Source organism: Gaetbulibacter aquiaggeris (assembly GCF_044003965.1).
Taxonomy (GTDB): Bacteria; Bacteroidota; Bacteroidia; order Flavobacteriales; family Flavobacteriaceae; genus Yeosuana; species Yeosuana aquiaggeris.
The window spans coordinates 41933-63687 of sequence record NZ_JBAWKC010000007.1; the positions used below are offsets into that span (position 1 = coordinate 41933).

Sequence of the window (21755 nt, forward strand, 5' to 3'; positions counted from 1 at the left end):
AGAGTATCTTTATTTTTTCATATTTTTTTAATGGTCAATAGGATAAATTAGTAAACTAAACATAGTAAAAATCATTGGAGATCCCTCTTCACAAACTCAGTTAGGCCGGAAATCCTAGCATAGCGCCCATCCCCACTGTAAATAGCCAACATCCGTAAATAGCATGTTCTATGGAGACCAAAACAGTAGATTTAGTTTTTTTGAATGTGAAGGCAAATAATAATCCTCCTAAAAAAGTAAGAATAATTACTAAAGTGTTTTTAAAAAAAATATGTCCTAAAGAAAAAACAATAGCGTTTACAAAAATCAATTGATTAGTGTTTGTAAATAAAAGTTCATATCGTTTAAAGAAAAATGTTCTGTAAACTAATTCCTGAGGATACACAGAAAATATGCTGTAAATTAATAAAACAACTCCCCACAATATTGGCTTATTTAATAGAACGTTAAAAAACGCCTCCTTATTTGTAATCCATACAAAAAGTGTGGTTAAACTTATTATAATTAAAAGCTTTACCAATGTTTGTTTCCAAAACAATTTCCAATCTAAATGCGGCGTCGCTTTAAATGGTTCCTTTTCAACTTTTAGCAATACATATATAATATAAATGAATCCTGTACTACCTACACCCAATTTAATCCAAGGAGAATAGGGCACCGCAAAACTAACTGGTATTAAAATAAAAATAAAGAAGAACTCACTAAGTTTAAAAATACTAGATTTCATGCTAAAGATTTATGCCTGTCGTATGTTTTACTTCACTAATAACAAACATACTATGTGTGCTCCCAATATGATTGATATTAGTTAATTTATTAACCATAAACTCCCTGAAAGCTTCCATATCTTTCACAATTACCTTCAATAAATAGTCATAATCACCACTAATATGATAACATTCTAATACCTCGCTTAAATTAGCTACTTCCCTTTCAAATTTCACAACATACTCTTGAGAATGTTGAATTAGCTTTATATGGCAAAATGCCACAAAAGCCTTGTCAATTTTTTCATTCTTAAGTAATGCCACATATTTATTAATGATGCCTTCTTTTTCAAGTTTCTTAATACGTTCATAAATAGCAGTTACAGAAAGATTTAATTTATTAGAAAGTTCTTTATTAGTCTGTTTACAATCTTTTTGCAATAAAACTAATAATTGTTTATCAATAGAATCTAGCATCATAATTGAAAATATTTCGCTAATAATCCGATAAATCAAATTATTAAACACTTATTATCTACAAATATACAATATTATAGATTTATTTTCTTAATAATTAAATATCTGTTGTTTTATAATCTAAAAAGCTCGAAATTTGATATCAACTTAAAACTATAATTATGGCTTTTAATCCCGCAAACAATATTCAGGATTTACAATACTTCGGAGAATTTGGGGGTGTAAACCCTTCAATTTCAGATTCATCAACCTATACTTTTCTATCAGCAAAAACGATGTTTGATACCTTTGAAGGCAATGCTGAAGGCTGTTACTTATATTCCAGACATTCGTCTCCATCTAATTTATACCTTGGTGAAGCTTTAGCAGCAATGGAAGGCACCGAAACTGCTAATGTCTCAGCTTCTGGAATGGGCGCTATTACCCCAGTACTTTTGCAACTTTGTCAGGCTGGGGATCATATCGTAAGCAGTCGCACTATTTATGGAGGAACCTATGCCTTTTTAAAGAATTTTATTCCTAGAATGCAAATAGAAACCTCCTTTGTTGATATTACAAAACTGGAAGTGGTTGAAGCTTCTATCAATAAAAACACAAAAGTTCTTTATTGCGAATCTGTTAGCAATCCGCTTCTTGAAGTTGCTGACATTGCCGCTTTGGCTAAAATTGCCAAAAAGCATCATCTAAAATTAGTTGTTGATAACACGTTTTCACCACTTTCTATTTCACCGGCTATATTAGGTGCTGACGTGGTCATTCATAGTTTAACAAAATTCATCAACGGATCCAGTGATACTGTAGGCGGCGTCGTTTGTGGTACTCAAGAATTTATAAATGATTTAAGAAATGTTAATAATGGCGCTTGTATGCTGTTAGGCTCAACAATGGATAGTTTAAGAGCGGCCTCTGTTTTAAAGAATTTAAGAACATTGCACATCAGAATAAAGCAACACAGTAAAAACGGCTTATATCTAGCTCAAAGATTTGAATCTGATGGCTTAAAAACGGTTTATCCTGGATTAAAATCCCATCCATCTCATGAATTATTTAAAAGTATGATGCATCCTGATTATGGGTTTGGCGGCATGCTCACTATTGACGTAGGTTCTTTAGACAAAGCCAATGAACTCATGGAACTTATGCAAAACAAAAATCTGGGTTATTTAGCGGTAAGTTTAGGTTTCTACAAAACATTGTTTAGTGCCCCAGGCTCTTCTACTTCAAGCGAGATTCCTGAAGAAGAACAAAAAGAAATGGGCTTAAGTGATGGATTGATCCGTTTCTCTATTGGACTGGATGATGATATTGAAAGAACGTATCAAATGATGCATCAATGCATGACGCAACTCAATATTTTATAAAAAATAAAGTTTTAATTTTTAGTATATAAAAGCCAAAAGGTTCCTTTTGGCTTTTTGCTTGTATTTGCAATTTCTAATCTAAAAGCGTAACATTACACTTCAAAATTAAAATGACACTTTTACATGAAGAGCCAGGACATAACACCAAGAGTACCTCAAGACGAACATATTGTTGAAAATAAGGAATTAAACATCTGGGAGGCACTTATTCCTGTGTTTGCATTGGTAGGTATGCTAGCCTATAACGTTTATACTTATGGTGAAGATGCTCTGAGTGGTTCTAATCAATTTGTATTATTATTAGGAGCTGCTGTTGCAGCTATAGTTGGGATATTTAACAAGGTGAAATTTGAACAAATGGTTGAAGAAGTTGCTGAAAACGTAAAATCCACAACAAGTTCTATACTTATTTTATTAATGGTAGGAGCATTAGCGGGGACATGGCTTATTAGCGGTATAATTCCAACTATGATATACTATGGATTACAAGTTCTAAACCCAACCATCTTTCTTGCAGCCTGTGTTGTTATTTGTGCTATAATTTCAGTTGCCACAGGAAGTAGCTGGACCACCTCTGCAACGGTTGGAATTGCCTTAATTGGAATTGCTGATGCTTTAGGAGTTCCATTGGGAATGACTGCCGGGGCCATCCTTTCTGGCGCTTACTTTGGCGACAAAATATCGCCTATGAGTGATACTACCAATTTAGCACCTGCAATGGCTGGAACGGACTTGTTTACACATATACGATATATGTTATTCACAACGGTGCCAACTATTACCGTTACACTTATTGTATTTGTGATTATTGGTTTAAATCTTGAAACGAAGGGTTCTGCAGATACCCATGAAATTCTTGAATCCATCGAAGCTGCTATAAATGTAAGCCCGTGGTTATTCGTTGTTCCTATATTAGTCATCATCCTCATCGTAAAAAAAACACCTCCATTAATTGCCCTTTTAATTGGAACAGTTTTAGGAGGAATAGCAGCATTAATTTTTCAACCAGACATCGTTACCTCTGTTGGTGGCGGCACGTCTTTAGATTTTTCAACTGGGTATAAGGGCATCATGAATGCCATAACAACAGACACTTTTATTCCAACGGAGAACGACGCTTTAAAAGGCTTATTTAAAGCAGGTGGTATGGCTAAAATGATGGGAACCATATGGCTAATCCTTTGTGCAATGACTTTTGGAGGTGTAATGGATGCTATAGGAGCATTAACCACTATTAGTAAAGCTTTATTAAAACTTTTTCATACAACCTTTGGATTATTTGCCAGTACGGTAGCCAGTTGTCTCGCTTTAAATGTAACAGCAAGTGACCAGTATTTAGCCATAGTGGTACCTGGCAAAATGTATGCAAAAGCTTTTAAAGATAAAGGACTAGCTCCAGAAAATCTATCTAGAACTTTAGAAGATAGTGGAACAGTCACATCGGTCTTAGTTCCCTGGAATACCTGCGGTGCTTACCAAAGTGGTGTTTTGGGGGTTGACACCTTACATTATGCAGGTTATGCTATATTCAATTGGCTAAGTCCGTTTACAACCTTATTGTTCGCTGGCCTGAATATTAAAATTCGACAACTCGTAAAAAAATAAACATCCTGGCTTACTGAAATATTTTTTGACTTAGTTAAATATTGATAATTTTAAAACCATCTACTTTTGAAGTAAATCAATTATGTCATTAAATCCTTTTTGTTGTGCATGTTGAAGAGCAGTTTTTCCTTCATTGTCCTTAATAGTACCATCTGCCTTTTTAGAAAGTAATAACTTCAAACTATTAATCTGATTATACATTGCAGCGAAAATTAAAGATGTTGTTCCATTATTATTTACTGCATTTACATCAGCCCCATGTTCAATTAAATAAGTTGCAAGACTCTCATTACCTTTGAAAGAAACACCGATTAAAGCCGTATTTCCTGAAGCGTCCCTTGCATCAATAGGTGCCTTATGTTCTATTAAACTTTTTGCAATATCTTCCTTATCAAAATAGGTTGCAAATATTAAAGGCGTAAACCCTCTGGTATCTTTTACATTTACTAAGTCCGGATTTCGTTTTAGCTGTGCTTCAACATTCGTTTTATTACCAGATTGAATGGCGTGAAAAAAAAGTTCAATTTCGTTCATATAAATAATGTATTAAAGAAAAATGGGATAAGCTTGGAGTGCTCATCCCATTTAGTATATCAACAATTTAAAATTACTTTAAATCAAATCGATCTAAGTTCATCACTTTTGTCCAGGCGGCCACAAAATCTTTAACGAATTTTTCCTGACCATCATTAGCACCATACACCTCAGCTACAGCTCTCAATTCAGTGTTTGAACCAAAAATAAGATCAGCTCGTGTTCCTGTGAACTTTAATTCACCATTTCGACGGTCACGGCCTTCAAAAATTCTGTCATCCTTTGAAGTGGCACTCCAAGTATAGGTGAAATCTAAAATATTTGTAAAGAAATCATTAGTTAAACTTCCAATATTATTTGTAAATACTCCGTAATTGGAACCATCATAATTAGCGCCTAATACTCGTAATCCACCAACAAGAACCGTCATTTCAGGGATTGATAATGTTAAAAGATTAGCCCTATCTACTAACAAATCTTCAGCAGCAACATTTAATTCTGATTTCATATAATTTCTAAAACCATCCGCTAATGGCTCTAAATAACCAAAAGATTCTGAATCTGTTTGCTCTTGTGAAGCATCACCTCTTCCTTGTGTAAACGGTACTTTTATTTTATATCCAGCGTTTTTTGCAGCTTCTTCTACTCCCACAACTCCAGCTAAAACAATTAGATCTGCCATTGAAATAGATCCATTAAATCCTTTTTTAATGCCTTCTAATACGGCTAGAACTTTGTTTAATTGTTTCGGATTGTTTACCTCCCAACTTCTCTGTGGTTCTAGACGAATACGTCCACCGTTGGCACCTCCGCGCATATCTGAACCTCTGAATGTTGAAGCTGAAGCCCAGGCAGTTCTGACCAATTGAGAAATTGTAAGACCTGAAGATAAAATCATCTTTTTTAAGGAATCTATATCTGCATCACTCAATGTATAAGAAACGGCAGGAATTGGATCTTGCCATAATAATTCTTCTTTTGGCACTTCAGGACCTAAATAACGAGAAATTGGTCCCATATCTCTATGTGTTAACTTATACCACGCTCTAGCAAAAGCATCCTCAAATGCTTTATGGTCTTTATGGAATTTTTGGGAAATTTTTAAATAGGTTGGATCCATTTTGAGTGCCATATCTGCAGTGGACATCATTAAGGCTTGTTTACCGTTTGGATCTCCAGCTTTTGGTGCCATTCTAGCATGAGACGCTGCTGTTGGTGTCCATTGGTGCGCACCTGCAGGGCTCTTAGTTAACTCCCAGTCATAATTTAATAAAACTTCAAAATAATCATGATCCCATTTTGTTGGATTTGGTGTCCAGGCACCTTCTAAACCACTTGTAATGGTATCATCTAGAACACCTGTTCCGTAAGAGTTTTTCCAGCCAGTACTCATTTGTTCAATTGGTGCTCCATGCGGTTCTGGTCCTACGTATTTAGCAGGATCGGCAGCTCCATGTGCTTTTCCAAAGGTATGACCACCGGCCACTAAAGCCACTGTTTCTTCATCATTCATTGCCATACGTCCAAAGGTTATTTTAATATCATGAGCAGACTTTAAAGGGTCTGGCACGCCATTAGGACCTTCTGGATTTACATAGATTAATCCCATGTGCACAGCTCCTAAATGCCCTTCCAAATCTCCATCACCAGTATCATAACGCTCATCATTTCCAAGCCATTGATTCTCTGATCCCCAATAGATATCCTGTTCTGGTTCCCAAACATCTTCACGACCACCCGCAAAACCAAATGTTTTAAAGCCCATAGACTCTAAAGCACAGTTACCAGCAAGAATCATCAAATCCGCCCAAGAAATTTTCTTACCATATTTCTTTTTTATTGGCCACAATAATAAACGAGCCTTATCTAAATTGCCATTATCTGGCCAGCTATTTAAAGGGGCGAAGCGCTGTGTTCCTGAACCAGCACCACCTCTTCCGTCACCAACACGATAAGTACCGGCACTATGCCAAGCCATTCTAATCATAAATGGTCCGTAATGTCCATAATCAGCAGGCCACCAGTCTTGAGAATCGGTCATCAAATCAATAACTTCTTGCTTAAGCGTTGCAAAGTCAACACTTTTAAAAGCCTCTGCATAATTAAAGTCTTCTCCCATTGGATTTGACTTCACTCCATTTTGTCGTAAAATGTTTAATTTTAACTCATTAGGCCACCAATCGCGATTACTAGTACCTCCACCGGCAGGCTTTTTTTGTGTTCCACTTAAAAATGGGCATTGACTGGCATCACCTTTCATGTTATTATTCCCTTTGTTCTCCATTATTTTAAATTTTAATCGTTTAGTTTCAATGTCATAAAATTAAGAAATTATAACCTGATTTGTATCAATACAAGATTTTTATAAATTATATTTCTATTGATAAAATTTATTGAATCTATTAAATAAAATAGTTTTTTCTAATAAAAAAGCATCTTCTATTAAGAAGATGCTTTTATTACTAGCAATTAACTAATTTTTTAAGGTAATAAAACAGTATCAACCACGTGAATGGCACCATTTGTATTGTCAAGGTCTGCAGCGATTACTTTAGCTGAATTGCCATTAGCATCTGTAATATACACAGAACCAGCATTCAAAGTAGCGATTAAATTACCACCATTTACCGTTGGAATCATTGCCTTACCATTATTTTTGTTAATTAATCCGATGACGTCAGCGGCCATAAATTTTCCAGCAACAACATGATAGGTCAAGATAGATTTTAAAGTTTCTATATTCTCGGCTTTCAATAAAGATTCTACAGTTCCTTCAGGTAACTTTGCAAAGGCCATATTTGTAGGAGCAAATACAGTAAAAGGTCCATCACTTGATAAAACTCCAACCAAATCCGCGGCCTTAACAGCAGCTACTAAAGTTGTATGTACTTCAGATCCTACGGCAGTTTCAACAATATTTTTAGTTTGAGCAAATCCTGAGATACTTAATACAAGTAAACATGACATTAAACCTGTTTTGAATAAATTTTTCGTTTTCATAGTTTTCTTTTTAAATTATTTTGTTTAACAAATTTATGTTTTTATTAAACATAAATGTTTTATTTATTATAACTTTAACTAAAATCGTTAATTTATTTTTCTTTTAGAATAACATAAAAAAGCCTTCTTTGAATTTTAGATATTGCGGAAGAAACAAAATTTATTCCATACCTTTATACACTATAAAAAATGTAAAATAAAATATATTATGGCAAATATAACTTTGGGCGGAAACGCAGTAAAAACTTCAGGAAACTTACCAAAAATTGGGACTCAATTAGCCGATTTTAAATTAGTAGATGTGGACTTAACCACAAAAACCTTATCTGATTTTAAAGGAAGTAATCTTGTTTTAAATATTTTCCCAAGTGTAGGTACGGGAATATGTTCTGCTTCTGTCAGAGCGTTTAACAAATCTGCCGGGGAACTTAAGAACACCAAAGTACTTTGTATTTCCAGAGATTTACCTTTTACTCAAAAAGCATTTTGTGCTGCTGAAGGCTTAGAAAATGTCATCATGCTTTCAGACTTTAAAAATGGGGATTTTGGAAAAACTTATGGTTTAATAATGATTAACGGTGGTTTTGATGCCTTACTTTCAAGATGTGTTATCATAGCTGATAAGTCTGGTAAAATTATATACACAGAACAAGTTCCAGAAATTGCCCAAGAACCAAATTATCAGGCAGCTTTAGACGCTTTAAAAAAAGCATAAATTAATTATTCTTAGTTAATGAATAAAAAGAAATCCTTTTTTATCAGTCGATTAAAAAGTGTTGGATTTGCTTTTAGAGGCGCTTATTTTCTTTTAAAAACAGAAGCAAGTATTCAGGTCCAATTTGGAATCTTTTTGTTACTTGTTGTTTTAGGCTTTTGTTTAAATATATCAACAACTGAATGGCTTATTCAATTTCTTGCTATTAGTATTGTAATGAGTATTGAAGGAATTAATACAGCTGTTGAAGAACTTGCGAATTTTATTCATCCTGAAAAACATAAAAAAATCGAATTAATCAAGGATATTGCTGCTGGAGCCGTTTTTATGGCTTCTATTTTTGCTATCATCATTGGTTTAATTATTTACATACCCAAAATAATTTAATTCTTTTATACGTAAAGATTTAAAAAAAACCAGGCCATTCTAGTGGCCATTTTAAACAATGTTGAATGGTTCAATAATATAGTTTTGCAATTTTTTAAAATATAGTTTCGTTAATGGTAGTAATTTGTATTTTTGTTTAAAATAACAACGCATAAATGGCGAAAAGTAAAGCGAATACAAATAAAAATTCAAAAGAAAAAGGGAAACCTTTTAGCTTTAAATTATCTAGTCAGCAAAAGCTCATTTTAGGTAGTTTTTTAGCCATTTTTGGAGTTTTATTGTGCATTTCATTTATATCATTTTTCTTCACAGGAGACTCTGATCAAAGTGCGATCTCTGATTTTGGTTCTCGAGAAACAAAAGCAGAAAATTGGTTAAGTAAATCGGGTGCCTGGCTAAGTGATTTTTTTATTTTAAGAGGATTTGGGATCTCTGCTTTTATATTTTCTGGTTTAATATTTCTTTCTGGCTTATACATCTTACTAGATTCTAACAAAGCGAAACTTAGAAGCCATTGGTTTTGGGGATTGTTAACAATTGTTTGGCTATCCGTTTTATTTGGTTTTTTTAGCAATTTCAATGATACCCTGGGCGGAACTGTCGGCTATGAAATCAATTCGTTCCTACAAGATTACTTGGGAATTATTGGTACCATCTTTTTGCTTCTTTTTGTCTTAATTGTATTTCTTGCCATTAAATTCAAACTCACAGCTCAAACCTTTATTCAATTATTTAAATCAGCCAAGGAAAATATCAAGGGCGATTTTAATCAAGGTGAAAATCAAGACGATTATACCATTGCTTTAGAAAATAATTTATCAATGGAAGCTGAGGCTATTAAATCGGCCTTAGATATTTCTGACGATGTCATTAAACAAAAGGAACCAATCAAATCAAAACCTTTAAAAGATTTAGACCTCCAAATAAAAGCAGAACCTATTGAACCGGAAATTGAAATGGTTGTGGCAAAAACAACTGAAGAACTTTCGGAAACAGATAATTTGGCTAATAAATTAGTTGAAAACTTTGGGCTTTTTGACCCTACGCTTGAATTAGGAAATTATCAATTCCCACATCTGGACTTATTAAAAAAATATGACTCTGAAGGCATCACAATCAATCAGGCTGAGTTAGAAGAGAATAAAAACAAAATTGTTGAAACCTTAAGCAATTATAGTATTGGAATTGCTAGCATCAAAGCCACTATTGGACCAACGGTAACGCTTTATGAAATTGTTCCTAACGCTGGTGTTAGAATTTCAAAAATCAAGAATCTAGAGGATGATATAGCCTTATCACTATCGGCTTTAGGTATTCGAATTATAGCACCAATTCCTGGCAAAGGAACTATAGGGATTGAAGTCCCAAATAAAAATGCGACGGTTGTTTCCATGCGTTCTGTAATTGCCTCTAAAAAGTTTCAAAATTCTGAGATGCAATTACCTATTGCTCTTGGTAAAACAATTAGCAATGAGACTTTTGTGGTAGATTTGGTTAAAATGCCCCATTTACTTATGGCGGGTGCTACTGGTCAAGGAAAATCTGTTGGTTTAAATGCCGTTTTAACCTCTCTGTTATACAAAAAGCATCCTGCAGAAGTGAAGTTTGTTTTAGTAGATCCTAAAAAAGTAGAATTAACGCTTTTTAATAAAATTGAACGCCATTATTTAGCAAAATTACCGGATAGCGAAGAAGCCATCATAACAGATAATACCAAGGTTATAAATACATTAAACTCTTTATGTATTGAAATGGATAACCGGTATGAATTACTTAAAAATGCTTTATGCAGAAATATTGCGGAGTATAACATTAAATTTAAAGCCAGAAAATTAAATCCAAATGATGGTCATCAATTTTTACCTTATATAGTTTTAGTCATAGATGAGTTTGCTGACCTTATTATGACTGCAGGCAAAGAAGTTGAAACACCTATAGCACGTTTAGCACAACTTGCTAGAGCCATTGGAATTCATTTAATCATTGCAACACAACGACCTTCTGTTAATGTTATTACAGGTATTATTAAAGCCAATTTTCCTGCAAGAATAGCTTTTAGAGTAACTTCAAAAATAGATTCACGAACCATCCTTGATGGCTCAGGAGCAGATCAATTAATAGGTCGGGGAGATATGCTGTTTACACAAGGAAATGATTTAATTAGGGTACAATGTGCTTTTGTAGACACTCCTGAAATTGAAAGAATTACAGAATTTATTGGTTCACAAAAAGCCTATCCGGATGCCTTTTTATTACCAGAATACGTAGGTGAAGAAAGCGGCACAAGTCTTGATATAGATATATCTGACAGAGATAAACTATTTAGAGAAGCTGCCGAAGTAATTGTTACTGCACAGCAAGGTTCTGCATCACTATTACAGCGTAAACTAAAATTAGGATATAACCGTGCAGGAAGGCTTATAGATCAATTAGAAGCTGCCGGTATTGTTGGTCCTTTTGAAGGGAGTAAAGCCAGACAGGTTTTGGTCAGTGATTTAACCTCTTTAGATAAACTATTAGAAAACGAAAATTTATAATTAAAATAATAAAATGAAACATTTAATATTGACACTTGTTGTATTACTTAACATTAATAGTTTTGCTCAAAAAAGTGGAAAAGCCTTATTGAAGGAAGTCTCAGATAAAGTAAATAGCTATGAGAATATTTCTATTGACTTCAAGTATGTCCTTGAAAACACTTCAGAAAACATTAAACAAGAAACCAGAGGTGATGTCGTTTTGCAAGGTGATAAATACAAATTAAATATTCTTGGGGTTACCAGATTATTTGATGGAAAAACAATGTACAATATCAGTCCTGAAGATGAAGAAGTTACCGTTTCAACAAAAAAAGATGACGATGAAGACATTATTGCGCCTAGTAAAATGTTATCTTTTTATGAAAATGGATATACCAGTACCATGGATATCATTCAAGATGTAAAAGGCAGAAAAATTCAATATATTAAATTAATCCCAATCGATTCTAATTCAGATATCAATTATATTTTACTGGGAATTGACGCACAAACAAAGCACATATATAATTTGATTCAAATAGGGAAAAACAGTACAAAAACAACACTCACTGTTAATTCTTTTAAAACGAATGAGCCCTTGTCGAGAACCTTATTTACCTTTGATGCTAATAAATACAAAGATTACTATATCAATAAATTAGATTAGTTAGCGATTGAAAATATTAGACCGGTACATACTAACCACTTATATTAAAACTTTTGTCAGCGTGTTTTTAATACTCATGCTGATTTTTGTTTTGCAAACTATCTGGCTTTATATACGTGAATTAGCAGGTAAAGATTTGGATGTTGTTATTATATTTAAATTCTTAATATATTTCATGCCAAAGCTCATCCCTTTAGTTTTACCTTTAACCGTTCTTCTGGCTTCAATAATGGTGTTTGGCGATTTTGCTGAAAATTATGAATTTGCCGCTATGAAATCTACAGGCATCTCCCTTATGAGGGCCATGGCTGGGTTGAGTGTTTTTATATCAATCTTAGGTTTAACTACTTTTTTCTTTTCCAACAATGTGATTCCTTGGGCTGAATTTAATTCATTTAACCTCAGAAAAAATATTGCAAAACAAAAGCCTGCCATGTTACTTGCTAAGGGACAATTTAATGAAGTAGGAACTTATAATATTAAATTTGACGATAAAAGTGAAGCGGATCCAATCACTATTAAAGATGATTATCTTCATGTAGAAAATCTTAAAAATGTTATAATACACATTAAGGGCTCTGATGGCAGAACAAACGCTACTACCATAAAATCTGAAACGGGTAAATTAATAAGTTCAGAAAATTCTAATGTCTTAAAGCTTGAACTTTTTGATGGTAATTATTATCATGATATGAAACCAAAAAGTATAAGAAAAAAAAATAATGCCCCTTTTGCAAAAAGTAAATTTGAAAAATATACTATTAATATAGATTTGTCTTTTTTAATGAATCAGGAGTTAGATGACGATAAATCTGTTACAAACAAGTATAACATGCTTAATATTAGCGACTTAAACTATACTATAGATTCATTAGCAAAAAAAAATCAAGAAGAATATTCCCAATTTTCAGGCAATATTTTTGAACGAGCCATTGCCACACCAGTAAAAAAAGCAAAGCTTAAAGCTACAGACTCAATATTTACCGGTAATATTTTAGAATATTTTGAAACTAAAAATAAAGCCCAGATAGTCAATATTGCTTTAAATTCAACCAGAAGTACCAATCAAATAATCAAGTCAAGAAAAACTAGTTTCAAAATTTCAAAAACCTTATTTAATAAGCATGTTATAGCACTTCATGAAAAAATTGCCTTAGGATTCGCCTGTGTTATTTTATTTTTTGTAGGTGCACCTTTAGGCGCTTTAATAAGAAAGGGGGGACTTGGTTTACCTATGATTGTTGCCATATTACTGTTCCTAACCTACCATTTCATAGGCATATTTGCAACAAACAGTGCTAAAAACGGTAATTTTAATCCCGCATTAGCGACATGGTTCTCAACATTAATAATGCTACCTCTAGGCATCATTTTAACTAAAAAAGCAACTGGAGACAAAGATCTATTCGGTTTTGGAAATTTAGTTGAACCGTTAAAACTAATATTTAACATAAAAGAGAACAGCGATTTGGATTATAAATTTTTGCTGTCTTATACCAATGAAAAATTAATTAATCTCATTAAAAACAATGAAGATTTAGGTTTTGATGAAACGAGTCGTTTTAAAGCCATTGAGCTATTAAATGCTAGAGGCATTACTTTTGAGCAAATTAGAGAAAACGGTATCGAATTAAAAGAGCAATTTGATTCCTCAAAAAAATCAAGTTCTGATTTTAAGCTTCATTCAAAATTTTCAATTTCTTTATATGTTATAGGATTGGCGCTATTAGGATTATTTTTTATTTTCAGAAATAACAACCTATCCTCCTTAGCTTCGGCTTCTTTACAAATTGGTTTAATCTCTTTAGTTTTATACCTTTTTTATTACATAAAAACGTATCGTAACCTAAACAGATTTTATAAAAATATAATTAACAAAAACAAGAAACCTAATATTCTATTTATAATCATAGGTTTCCCATTTTATTTCATAACCTATTTTACTCTGACACGAAAGGTCAACGACGACTTAGAACAAAATTGTTTAGATTGTTTAAAATAAGCAATATCTTTGCCTTATGATTACAGAAATGAAGACCTCCGCAAAAAATACTATATTTAAACTGAACACCATTCATGAAGCTATTGACGATATTAGAAATGGTAAAGTTATTATTGTTGTAGATGATGAAAACAGAGAAAATGAAGGAGACTTTATTGCTGCTGCTGATAAAGTAACACCTCAAATGATCAATTTCATGGCAACGCATGGACGAGGCCTAATTTGTGCTCCGCTTACAGAAAACAGGTGCAATGAATTAGAACTTAACATGATGGTTAGGAATAATACAGACCCCATGGAAACGGCTTTCACCGTTTCCGTTGATTTAAGAGGAAATGGGGTCACTACAGGAATTTCAGCAAGTGATCGCGCTAAAACTATAAAAGCATTAATTGATCCTAACACGAAACCTTTTGAATTAGCGCGGCCAGGGCATATTTTTCCATTAGTTGCCAAACAAGGTGGTGTTTTAAGAAGAACTGGTCATACGGAAGCCGCTATAGACTTTGCTAGATTAGCCGGTTTAAAACCTGCAGGTGTCATTGTAGAAATCATGAATGAAGATGGCACCATGGCTCGTTTACCTGAACTCATTGAAATAGGAAAAAAATTAGATCTTAAAATTGTTTCAATTGAGGATTTGGTGGCTTACAGAATGCAACACGATTCCTTAATCGAAAAAAAAGAAGATTTTGAAATAAAAACTCGTTTTGGGGATTTCAGACTGAGAGCCTACCAACAAACAACCAATAATCAGATTCACCTAGCCCTAACTAAAGGACAATGGAAAGATAAGGAAACTGTTTTAACCAGAATTAATTCTACGCTTATCAACAATGATATTCTAGGAACCCTTACTAATAATGTTGACAAACAATTGGACAGCATGTTCAAGGTTATCAATGATGAAGGCAAAGGTGCCATTATCTTTATAAATCAAGAATCTCAATCTATGAATATTTTAAAACGATTAGATTTCTTAAAGAAAAATCAGATTCCAAATAATTTAGCAAAGGCTCCAAGGATTGAAATGGATACCAGAGATTTTGGCATTGGCGCTCAAATCCTGCATGATTTAAATATTCATAAACTAAGACTTATTTCAAATTCTGAGCAAACTAAACGCGTAGGTTTAATTGGTTATGGTTTAGAGATTATTGAGTATGTAAACTATTAATTAATTATTAATTTTTTTGTACTGCTTCTTTCTCCTGAGTAAATTTTAAGCAAATACATACCATTTGTGATGGCGCTTACATCAATGACATTTGATTTAGGCTTATTAGTGGTTAAAATTAGTTTTCCGGTAATATCATACAAATCAACCTTATCAATATTTAATTGAGATGAAATATTAATTTTGGTATCTGCAGGATTTGGAAAAATCTTAATATCACTTAAAATATTGTCATCAATGCTTAACGGATTTGTTTGATAAATTCTGACGTAGTCTACAACCATAGCAGACTGTGTATAAGAAGGCTCAATACTGGATTGAATAGCAAGATTCAAAAGAATATATTGGTCAGTAAAAAAGGGCCAGGTATCAGAGTTTTGAATAGATGGTTGATAAGTATAATGAACATTCCCGTCAACACTAAAAACCATTTTATCAGGATACCATTCTAAAACATAATCATGAAAAGCTGTGGAAGCTGTTGGTATTACTTGTCCGCCAAAATTTACTGTACCACCATAACTAGACGGCGTATGCATAGCACTCTGAACATAGTTTTGGTTTGTACCCCAATGTTCCATTATATCAATTTCACCACAAGCAGGCCAAGGTGTAGTGCCAAATCCCTGTGTTTCCCAATAGGCTCCAGTTTCTGTAATGTTTTTTCCCAGTGCCCAGATAGCTGGCCAAGTTCCAACTCCTGAAGGTAATTTTGCTCTAACTACGACCTTACCATAAGTAAACGCAAATTTTGAATTTAATCTCGCCGAAGTATAAGGTAATAAAGGTGCACCTGCCGGTTGGTAATTTTCTTTTAAAGCAACAATATTTAAAAATCCGTTATCTACAAAAGAATTGGCTGTTCTAGCTGTATAATGTTGCTGTTCGCCATTAAACCAAACACCACCATTAGGCCCTATGGTTTGATGAAACCAGTTTGATGTATTGATTGCTCCAGTACCGTCAAAATCGTCTGACCAAACTAAATAATCATAAACAGGGTCCGTTTGCCCAAAAGAAAATTGACAATTTAAAAATAAAATTAAAAATAAATTAAGGTAGACATATTTCATAGTAAAAATTTAGTTTTCGAAAGTATTTATAAAAAAAATAAAATTTCAATTATTTACCACAACAAAAACCATACAAGGTTATTATTGATTTAACCCATGTACATAAAAACCCAATAATTAACTCAAAATCAATGCAATACTGACTTTATTATCTGTACCATTTTTTTAGCTCTATCTTGAACTTCTTTTTCTGTCCATGATAGTTTTATTAAACATGAGAGATTTCTACCAACAAAATGATCCGATTTTTCAAATGATTTTGTTTTAAGATATTCTAAGCCTTCCATAACTTCTTTAGAGATTGGGTATAAGGATTTTACCTCTTTTAAATGGTCCCATTTTCTAATGTAATGCCAATTATTATCAAAATAATGGAAACAACCGTCAACGCCATTACTTTTGAATTCACTGGAAACTTTTCGAGTCAATTCTAAATCTGGTAAATAAAAACTTAAAAATGAATAATTTTCTTCGCCGCCTTTTGGCACTGTTCTAAAAGTAATTTCAGGAATTACTGATAAGGCTTCTCTAATAATGGTGTAATTGTTTTTTTGAATGGCAATAAAATCATTTAATCGCTTTATTTGCGCCAATCCTACTGCAGCATTTAGCTCTGAAATCCTAAAGTTATAACCTAAAAAAGGATGGGTTTCCGCACCTCTGTCATTACCTATATGATCATGTCCGTGATCAGAATAATGATCAGCAAATTGCGCATATTTAGGATTATTCGTAATAATAGCGCCTCCTTCCCCACACGTAATTGTTTTTACATAATCAAACGAAAAACTACCTACATCTCCATAACTACCTAAAGGTTTACCATGATAGGTCCCTCCAATAGCCTGACAGGCATCTTCAATAAGGGCCAAATTATGTTTATCGCAAATAGACTTTAGCGCTTCCAAATTAGCCATACTACCGCACATATGTACGGGCATAATAGCCTTAGTTTTTGGTGTTATAGCCTTTTTGACAGCCTCAATATCCAAAGTTAGCGTGTCATCGATATCAACCAATACCGGAATAGCACCTAACATCATAATAGCCTCAAAACTAGCCACAAAAGTAAAACATGGCATAATGACCTCATCCCCTGCTCCAACACCAGCAACCGCTAAAGACATAGAAACTGCAGCCGTACCACTACTAAGTAATTGTGCATGATCAACCTGGAAATACTTTTGAAGTTCTATTTCTAATTCCTTTGCTTTCCAATGTCCTTTGCGCATACCATCAAAGCCATAGCGCATCAAAACACCATTATCCAATACATCTGTGACTTCCTTACGTTCTAATTCACCAAATAATTCAAATCCTGGCATAAGTTTTAATTTAATTCTATGATAGTTTTATTTATAGCTTTTCTAACTTTTTTAAAAGAGGCAAACATGTCGTCTTCTGCTCTATAACCCACTGGTAAAAGTAATAAAGATTTGAGTCCTCTGTCTTTCAAATTTAAAATTTCATCATATTTTAAAGAATTAAATCCTTCCATTGGACAGGAATCGATACCTTCAATCGCGCAAACCGTCATTAAGTTACCTAAAGCAATATAAGCTTGATTCATAGACCACTGCTGACGTTCTTCAACAGACTTTTCTCTCATACTTTTTAAAAGGTTATTTTTAAATGGGTCAAGAATAGTATCAGGTGTCTTACGAATTTCCTTAATGTTATTGAAATAGTCAGTTACATCTTTATCCTTAATATCATTCTGAATACAAATAACCAGTAAGTGAGAAGCTTCAAAAACCTGCCGTTGGTTATAAGCCGGTTCAATGAGTGATTTTTTTAATTCTTCATTAGAAATTACAAGCATACTTATTGTTTGTAATCCAAAGGAAGTTGCTGTTAAATTAAAAGCCTCTTTTAATATTTTAATCTTATCTTCTGACAATTTTTTGTTAGTATCAAATTTTTTGGTGGCATAGCGCCATTTTAAACTTTCTATTATTTTACTCATATATCATCCTTTTAAAAAAACCATAATTTAATTGCCATTCCTGAGACCATTATAATCAAAAATATTTTTACTATCTGATCTCCCTTATTCACAGACCATCTGCTGGTAAACCATCCACCGGCTGCCTGACCTGATGCCAAAGTTAACCCAGCCACCCAATCAAGTTTTAAATTGAATCCAAACATCAACAAAGCCGCACTTGTGTACACAAACATGACCAGTATTTTGATCACATTTGACTTAATCAATGTGAGATGATTTATAGACGATAAGGCTAACAAAATAAATATTCCTGTACCGGCCTGAATAAAACCACCATAAATCCCTATAAAGAAAAAAGCAATGATACTATATTTTAAATATTTACCTGTTATTCTATCTGCTAAATCATTAAAATTTTGTTTCGGTCTAAAGACCATAAATACAACAATAGTCATCATAACTACTGCTAAAATTTTATTAAACAGTTCCCCTTTGATGTCAATAGCAAGTTTAGCACCGATAACCGCTCCAATAGTAGCCGAAATAGATAAATAAATGGGGAAGACTGACTTATCAATAGCCTTTTTACTGTGGTAGCCAGCAATGTTAAAAATTGATTGAATAAAAATGGCTATCCTGTTGGTACCGTTAGCAACATTTGAGGGTAATCCTACAAAAATCAAAACAGGTAAGGTAAGTAGTGAACCACCACCACTCATAGTATTTATAATTCCGACTATAATGCCAACAACCACTAAAAGTACATAGTAATACCAATGTTCCATGTAGCAAAAGTACAGTCAAAAAATGAATAAAAAATAAGAAAATAAAAAAAAGAAAAAAGGTTTTTTAGATACAAAAAAGGTTTCTATATTTGCAACCGCAATCGGAGAAATGGCAGAGTGGTCGAATGCGGCAGTCTTGAAAACTGTTGAGGGTCACACCTCCGGGGGTTCGAATCCCTCTTTCTCCGCGAAAACGATGTTTCAAAAGAAACATAAAACTTCAAAAACCCTTTAAACATCAGTGTTTAAGGGGTTTTTTAGTTTTTGACCATTTTCAAAAAGCACTTAAAAGCGCATAGAACAGTTACCCTATAGGTTACCCTATTGCAATTTTAGGTTCGATTCCAAACTAGGGTAACTACTTTTTAATAATTCGCTGCGAATTCGCCGCTATCATTAGGCTATCGATATGTTTTTTAATTCATTAGTACTAATTAAAAAGGTAACTATGCTTAAAATTATTTACTTTATCAAAACGGAAAAATCAAACACGAATGGTGAGTGCCCTATTTATGCTAAAATTACATATCAAGGAAAAAGTATTACCATCAGTACTGGAAAATGTATTTCTAAAGAAAGGTGGGACTTCACAAATCACCTTAGAGGGTCATTAAAAATTCAAAAGGAAAAAGCAATCAAAGCCTCATTAGACTCTTTAGCCATGTTATTTGAAACTAAATTCAATTTATTACTTAAAAACGATTCTACTATTAATCTTAACGACATAAAAAGCGACATTCTTGGCAAAAAGAAGGTTAAGGCTAAAAGCAAAATTGGTATTATAGAAGTTTTTGAGATACATAATTTGGATTTTGAAAGGAAAGTGAAATATGGAGAACGCGCTGCTGCTTCTTTACAGAAATACAATCGCGCCAAAGACCTAATTAAACTATTTTTACGAAAAAAATATAAAATTGATAACATCAATGTAGACAACATTACAGGTGCCTTTGTACATAATCTTGAATCTTTTTTAAAATATGAAAGTGAGCATAAAGGAAAGATTGGTATTAAGAATAACTCAGTTGTAAAATATTTTAAAACCTTTAAAACCGTATGTAACTTTGGAATTAAACTAGATTTAATTGTAAAAAATCCGTTTTCAAAATATGAAGGAAAATTAAAGACAAAAGACGCAACATTTTTAACACAAGTGGAGTTGAATAAAATTGAAGAACGTGTATTTAAAATTGAAAGATTAGATAAGGTAAAAGATATATTTCTTTTTAGCTGTTATACTGGTTACGCTCCTATCGATGCAGAAAATTTAACCACTGACAATTTAATCAAAAATAATGACGGCGATTTATGGATTATTGCAGATAGAATAAAAACCGGTATCAGAGCCAATGTTCCTGTTTTGCCACCTGCACAAAGAATTATCGAAAAGTATAAGGATAAACAAGAAACATTAATTCCTAAAATGTCTAATCAAAAAATGAATGCTTATTTAAAAGAAATAGCAGATGTATGTGGCATTCCAAAAAACTTAACCTGGTATGTAGCAAGACACACCTTCGCTACTACAGTAACCTTAGGAAATGGTATTAGAATAGAAAATGTATCGGCTATGATGGGTCATTCTAATATTAAACAAACGCAACATTATGCAAAAGTTCTCGATACTAGCGTATTGGATGATATGCAAAAATTAAAATTTAAATATAAATAGCCTTTAAAATTTAACTGCAATTTTGTCTAAAAATTGCAGTTAAAATCTTAAAACTCTTGCTTTCTGTCGAAAGGATGTAATATATTTATGTATAAATTTAGAGATTATGAATTACGCATATCAAACACAGGCAGCTATAACTAAATTATTAGAATTTAAAATAGAATATAGTACAGTATATAAAAGTTATATTTTAAATGGCAAATGGACTGATGAATACCACGAATCCTTATATCATGAAGAAATAGAAGAAATTAAAAACCTTTTACACCTTACGTTAAAAAATGCGTTAAATCACGAAGAATATTTACAAGACCTTCTGGATCAAATGTGGAAAAGAGTCCAATGGTTAATGGACAATGAACATAATTCACCTAATTTTATTGATTTCTATTCTGAAAAAATTCTACAAAATGAGTTATCAAATAAAAAGTTGTCTGCCGATAAACTCACCTATGAAAAGTTTAAAAAAGGTGAATCGGAAGTAAGTGAAGAAAATTTAGATTTATTCAATTACCTGAGTTTCAATTCTGGAATACTAAATCAATACAAAAGTAGTGTGGATTTTGAAAAAGGGCTTTTGCTTAATGCTATAGACGTTTACAAACAAGCCATAAATGATTTGTATGATTACATTTATTCGATACATATGAATGCAGAGTATACGGATTTTAAAAACTTCGAATTTGAGGATTTAAAACCTGTAAATACATTAAATGAAAAGATGAAAACTTGTAATTTTAATCTTGAAAAAAAAAGTATAGCATATTTATTTAGAATACTGATAGAAGAAAATATAATCATTTTTAATGAATCTGATATTTTTAAAAACGAATTAGAAATGAAAAAATTTGTGCAATATCATTTTACTTATTTAGATGATCAAAAAAAACATGTTCCAATTAAAAATTTAAACAGAGAATATTCGGAAATGAAATCAAGACATCCAGAACATGTTGAGAAACAAATAAAGATTAATGATAATCTTTTGAATATACTAAATAAGAGGAAAAACGACCTTATTAATATCCAAAACAAAAACAGCTAAAGATTATTCGCTGCGAATTCGCTGATAAACTAAAATTATTTTAAAACAACTCTTTTACTTTGTGACATATTAAAACAG

19 protein-coding genes and 1 tRNA gene are annotated in these 21755 nt (G+C 32.6%); 11 read left to right on the plus strand and 9 right to left on the minus strand.

Annotated elements, in window-relative coordinates; translation table 11 throughout:
* Nucleotides 1-100: 100 nt before the first annotated feature.
* On the minus strand, nt 101-727 hold the full coding sequence (locus V8G56_RS15940; protein WP_395439459.1) for a CPBP family intramembrane glutamic endopeptidase: 627 nt from the start codon (nt 725-727) through the stop codon (nt 101-103).
* A gap of 1 nt (nt 728) precedes the next feature.
* Nucleotides 729-1187, minus strand: coding sequence for an Lrp/AsnC family transcriptional regulator (locus V8G56_RS15945; protein WP_395439460.1), 459 nt, complete (start codon nt 1185-1187; stop codon nt 729-731).
* 158 nt (nt 1188-1345) lie between these two features.
* On the opposite strand from V8G56_RS15945, the gene V8G56_RS15950 reads away from it, so the two are divergent.
* Both V8G56_RS15950 and nhaC read left to right on the plus strand, forming a co-directional pair.
* Nucleotides 1346-2545: an aminotransferase class I/II-fold pyridoxal phosphate-dependent enzyme gene (locus V8G56_RS15950; RefSeq protein ID WP_395439461.1), complete on the plus strand. Its 1200-nt coding sequence runs from the start codon at nt 1346-1348 to the stop codon at nt 2543-2545.
* A 123-nt stretch (nt 2546-2668) separates the two neighbouring features.
* On the plus strand, nt 2669-4150 hold the full coding sequence (gene nhaC / locus V8G56_RS15955; protein ID WP_395439462.1) for a Na+/H+ antiporter NhaC: 1482 nt from the start codon (nt 2669-2671) through the stop codon (nt 4148-4150).
* A 60-nt stretch (nt 4151-4210) separates the two neighbouring features.
* Here the strand turns inward: nhaC and V8G56_RS15960 are convergent, their stop codons facing one another.
* The 3 genes from V8G56_RS15960 to V8G56_RS15970 all read right to left on the minus strand — a co-directional run bounded on the left by V8G56_RS15960 (nt 4211) and on the right by V8G56_RS15970 (nt 7684).
* Nucleotides 4211-4684: an ankyrin repeat domain-containing protein gene (locus V8G56_RS15960; protein WP_395439463.1), complete on the minus strand. Its 474-nt coding sequence runs from the start codon at nt 4682-4684 to the stop codon at nt 4211-4213.
* Nucleotides 4685-4757: 73 nt separating this feature from the next.
* Nucleotides 4758-6968 carry a catalase/peroxidase HPI gene (gene katG / locus V8G56_RS15965; protein WP_395439464.1) on the minus strand — a complete coding sequence of 737 codons (2211 nt, stop codon included), beginning with the start codon at nt 6966-6968 and terminating at the stop codon, nt 4758-4760.
* Between the two features lie 197 nt (nt 6969-7165).
* Entirely contained in the window at nt 7166-7684 is a 519-nt protein-coding gene (locus V8G56_RS15970) for a fasciclin domain-containing protein (RefSeq protein ID WP_395439465.1), read from the minus strand.
* Between the two features lie 208 nt (nt 7685-7892).
* Between V8G56_RS15970 and tpx the strand changes: the two genes are divergently transcribed.
* The 6 genes from tpx to ribB all read left to right on the plus strand — a co-directional run bounded on the left by tpx (nt 7893) and on the right by ribB (nt 15151).
* Complete coding sequence (tpx, locus tag V8G56_RS15975) at nt 7893-8399, plus strand: thiol peroxidase (RefSeq protein WP_395439466.1); 507 nt, start codon at nt 7893-7895, stop codon at nt 8397-8399.
* Between the two features lie 18 nt (nt 8400-8417).
* Complete coding sequence (locus V8G56_RS15980) at nt 8418-8786, plus strand: diacylglycerol kinase family protein (RefSeq protein ID WP_395439467.1); 369 nt, start codon at nt 8418-8420, stop codon at nt 8784-8786.
* 155 nt (nt 8787-8941) lie between these two features.
* The gene (locus V8G56_RS15985; RefSeq protein WP_395439468.1) at nt 8942-11323 is read left to right on the plus strand and encodes a DNA translocase FtsK; all 2382 of its coding nucleotides are present in this window, start codon (nt 8942-8944) and stop codon (nt 11321-11323) included.
* Between the two features lie 13 nt (nt 11324-11336).
* On the plus strand, nt 11337-11972 hold the full coding sequence (locus V8G56_RS15990; protein ID WP_395439469.1) for a LolA family protein: 636 nt from the start codon (nt 11337-11339) through the stop codon (nt 11970-11972).
* A 7-nt stretch (nt 11973-11979) separates the two neighbouring features.
* Entirely contained in the window at nt 11980-13974 is a 1995-nt protein-coding gene (locus V8G56_RS15995) for an LptF/LptG family permease (RefSeq protein WP_395439470.1), read from the plus strand.
* 28 nt (nt 13975-14002) lie between these two features.
* A complete protein-coding gene (ribB, locus tag V8G56_RS16000; protein ID WP_395439512.1) occupies nt 14003-15151 on the plus strand; it encodes a 3,4-dihydroxy-2-butanone-4-phosphate synthase in 1149 nt (382 codons plus the stop codon).
* Here ribB and V8G56_RS16005 read toward each other — a convergent pair.
* The 4 genes from V8G56_RS16005 to V8G56_RS16020 form a co-directional block, all read right to left on the minus strand.
* Nucleotides 15148-16224, minus strand: coding sequence for a family 16 glycosylhydrolase (locus V8G56_RS16005; RefSeq protein ID WP_395439471.1), 1077 nt, complete (start codon nt 16222-16224; stop codon nt 15148-15150). The two genes, ribB and V8G56_RS16005, sit on opposite strands and share 4 nt — an antisense overlap.
* A gap of 128 nt (nt 16225-16352) precedes the next feature.
* Entirely contained in the window at nt 16353-17549 is a 1197-nt protein-coding gene (locus tag V8G56_RS16010) for a DegT/DnrJ/EryC1/StrS family aminotransferase (protein ID WP_395439472.1), read from the minus strand.
* Nucleotides 17550-17554: 5 nt separating this feature from the next.
* Entirely contained in the window at nt 17555-18190 is a 636-nt protein-coding gene (locus tag V8G56_RS16015; RefSeq protein WP_395439473.1) for an NAD(P)H-dependent oxidoreductase, read from the minus strand.
* 11 nt (nt 18191-18201) lie between these two features.
* Complete coding sequence (locus tag V8G56_RS16020; protein ID WP_395439474.1) at nt 18202-18957, minus strand: sulfite exporter TauE/SafE family protein; 756 nt, start codon at nt 18955-18957, stop codon at nt 18202-18204.
* A gap of 103 nt (nt 18958-19060) precedes the next feature.
* Here V8G56_RS16020 and V8G56_RS16025 point away from each other — a divergent pair.
* From V8G56_RS16025 to V8G56_RS16035, 3 genes are all read left to right on the plus strand, one after another.
* A tRNA-Ser gene (locus V8G56_RS16025) sits at nt 19061-19145 on the plus strand.
* A 260-nt stretch (nt 19146-19405) separates the two neighbouring features.
* The gene (locus tag V8G56_RS16030; protein ID WP_395439475.1) at nt 19406-20629 is read left to right on the plus strand and encodes a site-specific integrase; all 1224 of its coding nucleotides are present in this window, start codon (nt 19406-19408) and stop codon (nt 20627-20629) included.
* A 106-nt stretch (nt 20630-20735) separates the two neighbouring features.
* On the plus strand, nt 20736-21677 hold the full coding sequence (locus V8G56_RS16035) for a hypothetical protein (protein WP_395439476.1): 942 nt from the start codon (nt 20736-20738) through the stop codon (nt 21675-21677).
* Nucleotides 21678-21755 lie beyond the last annotated feature (78 nt).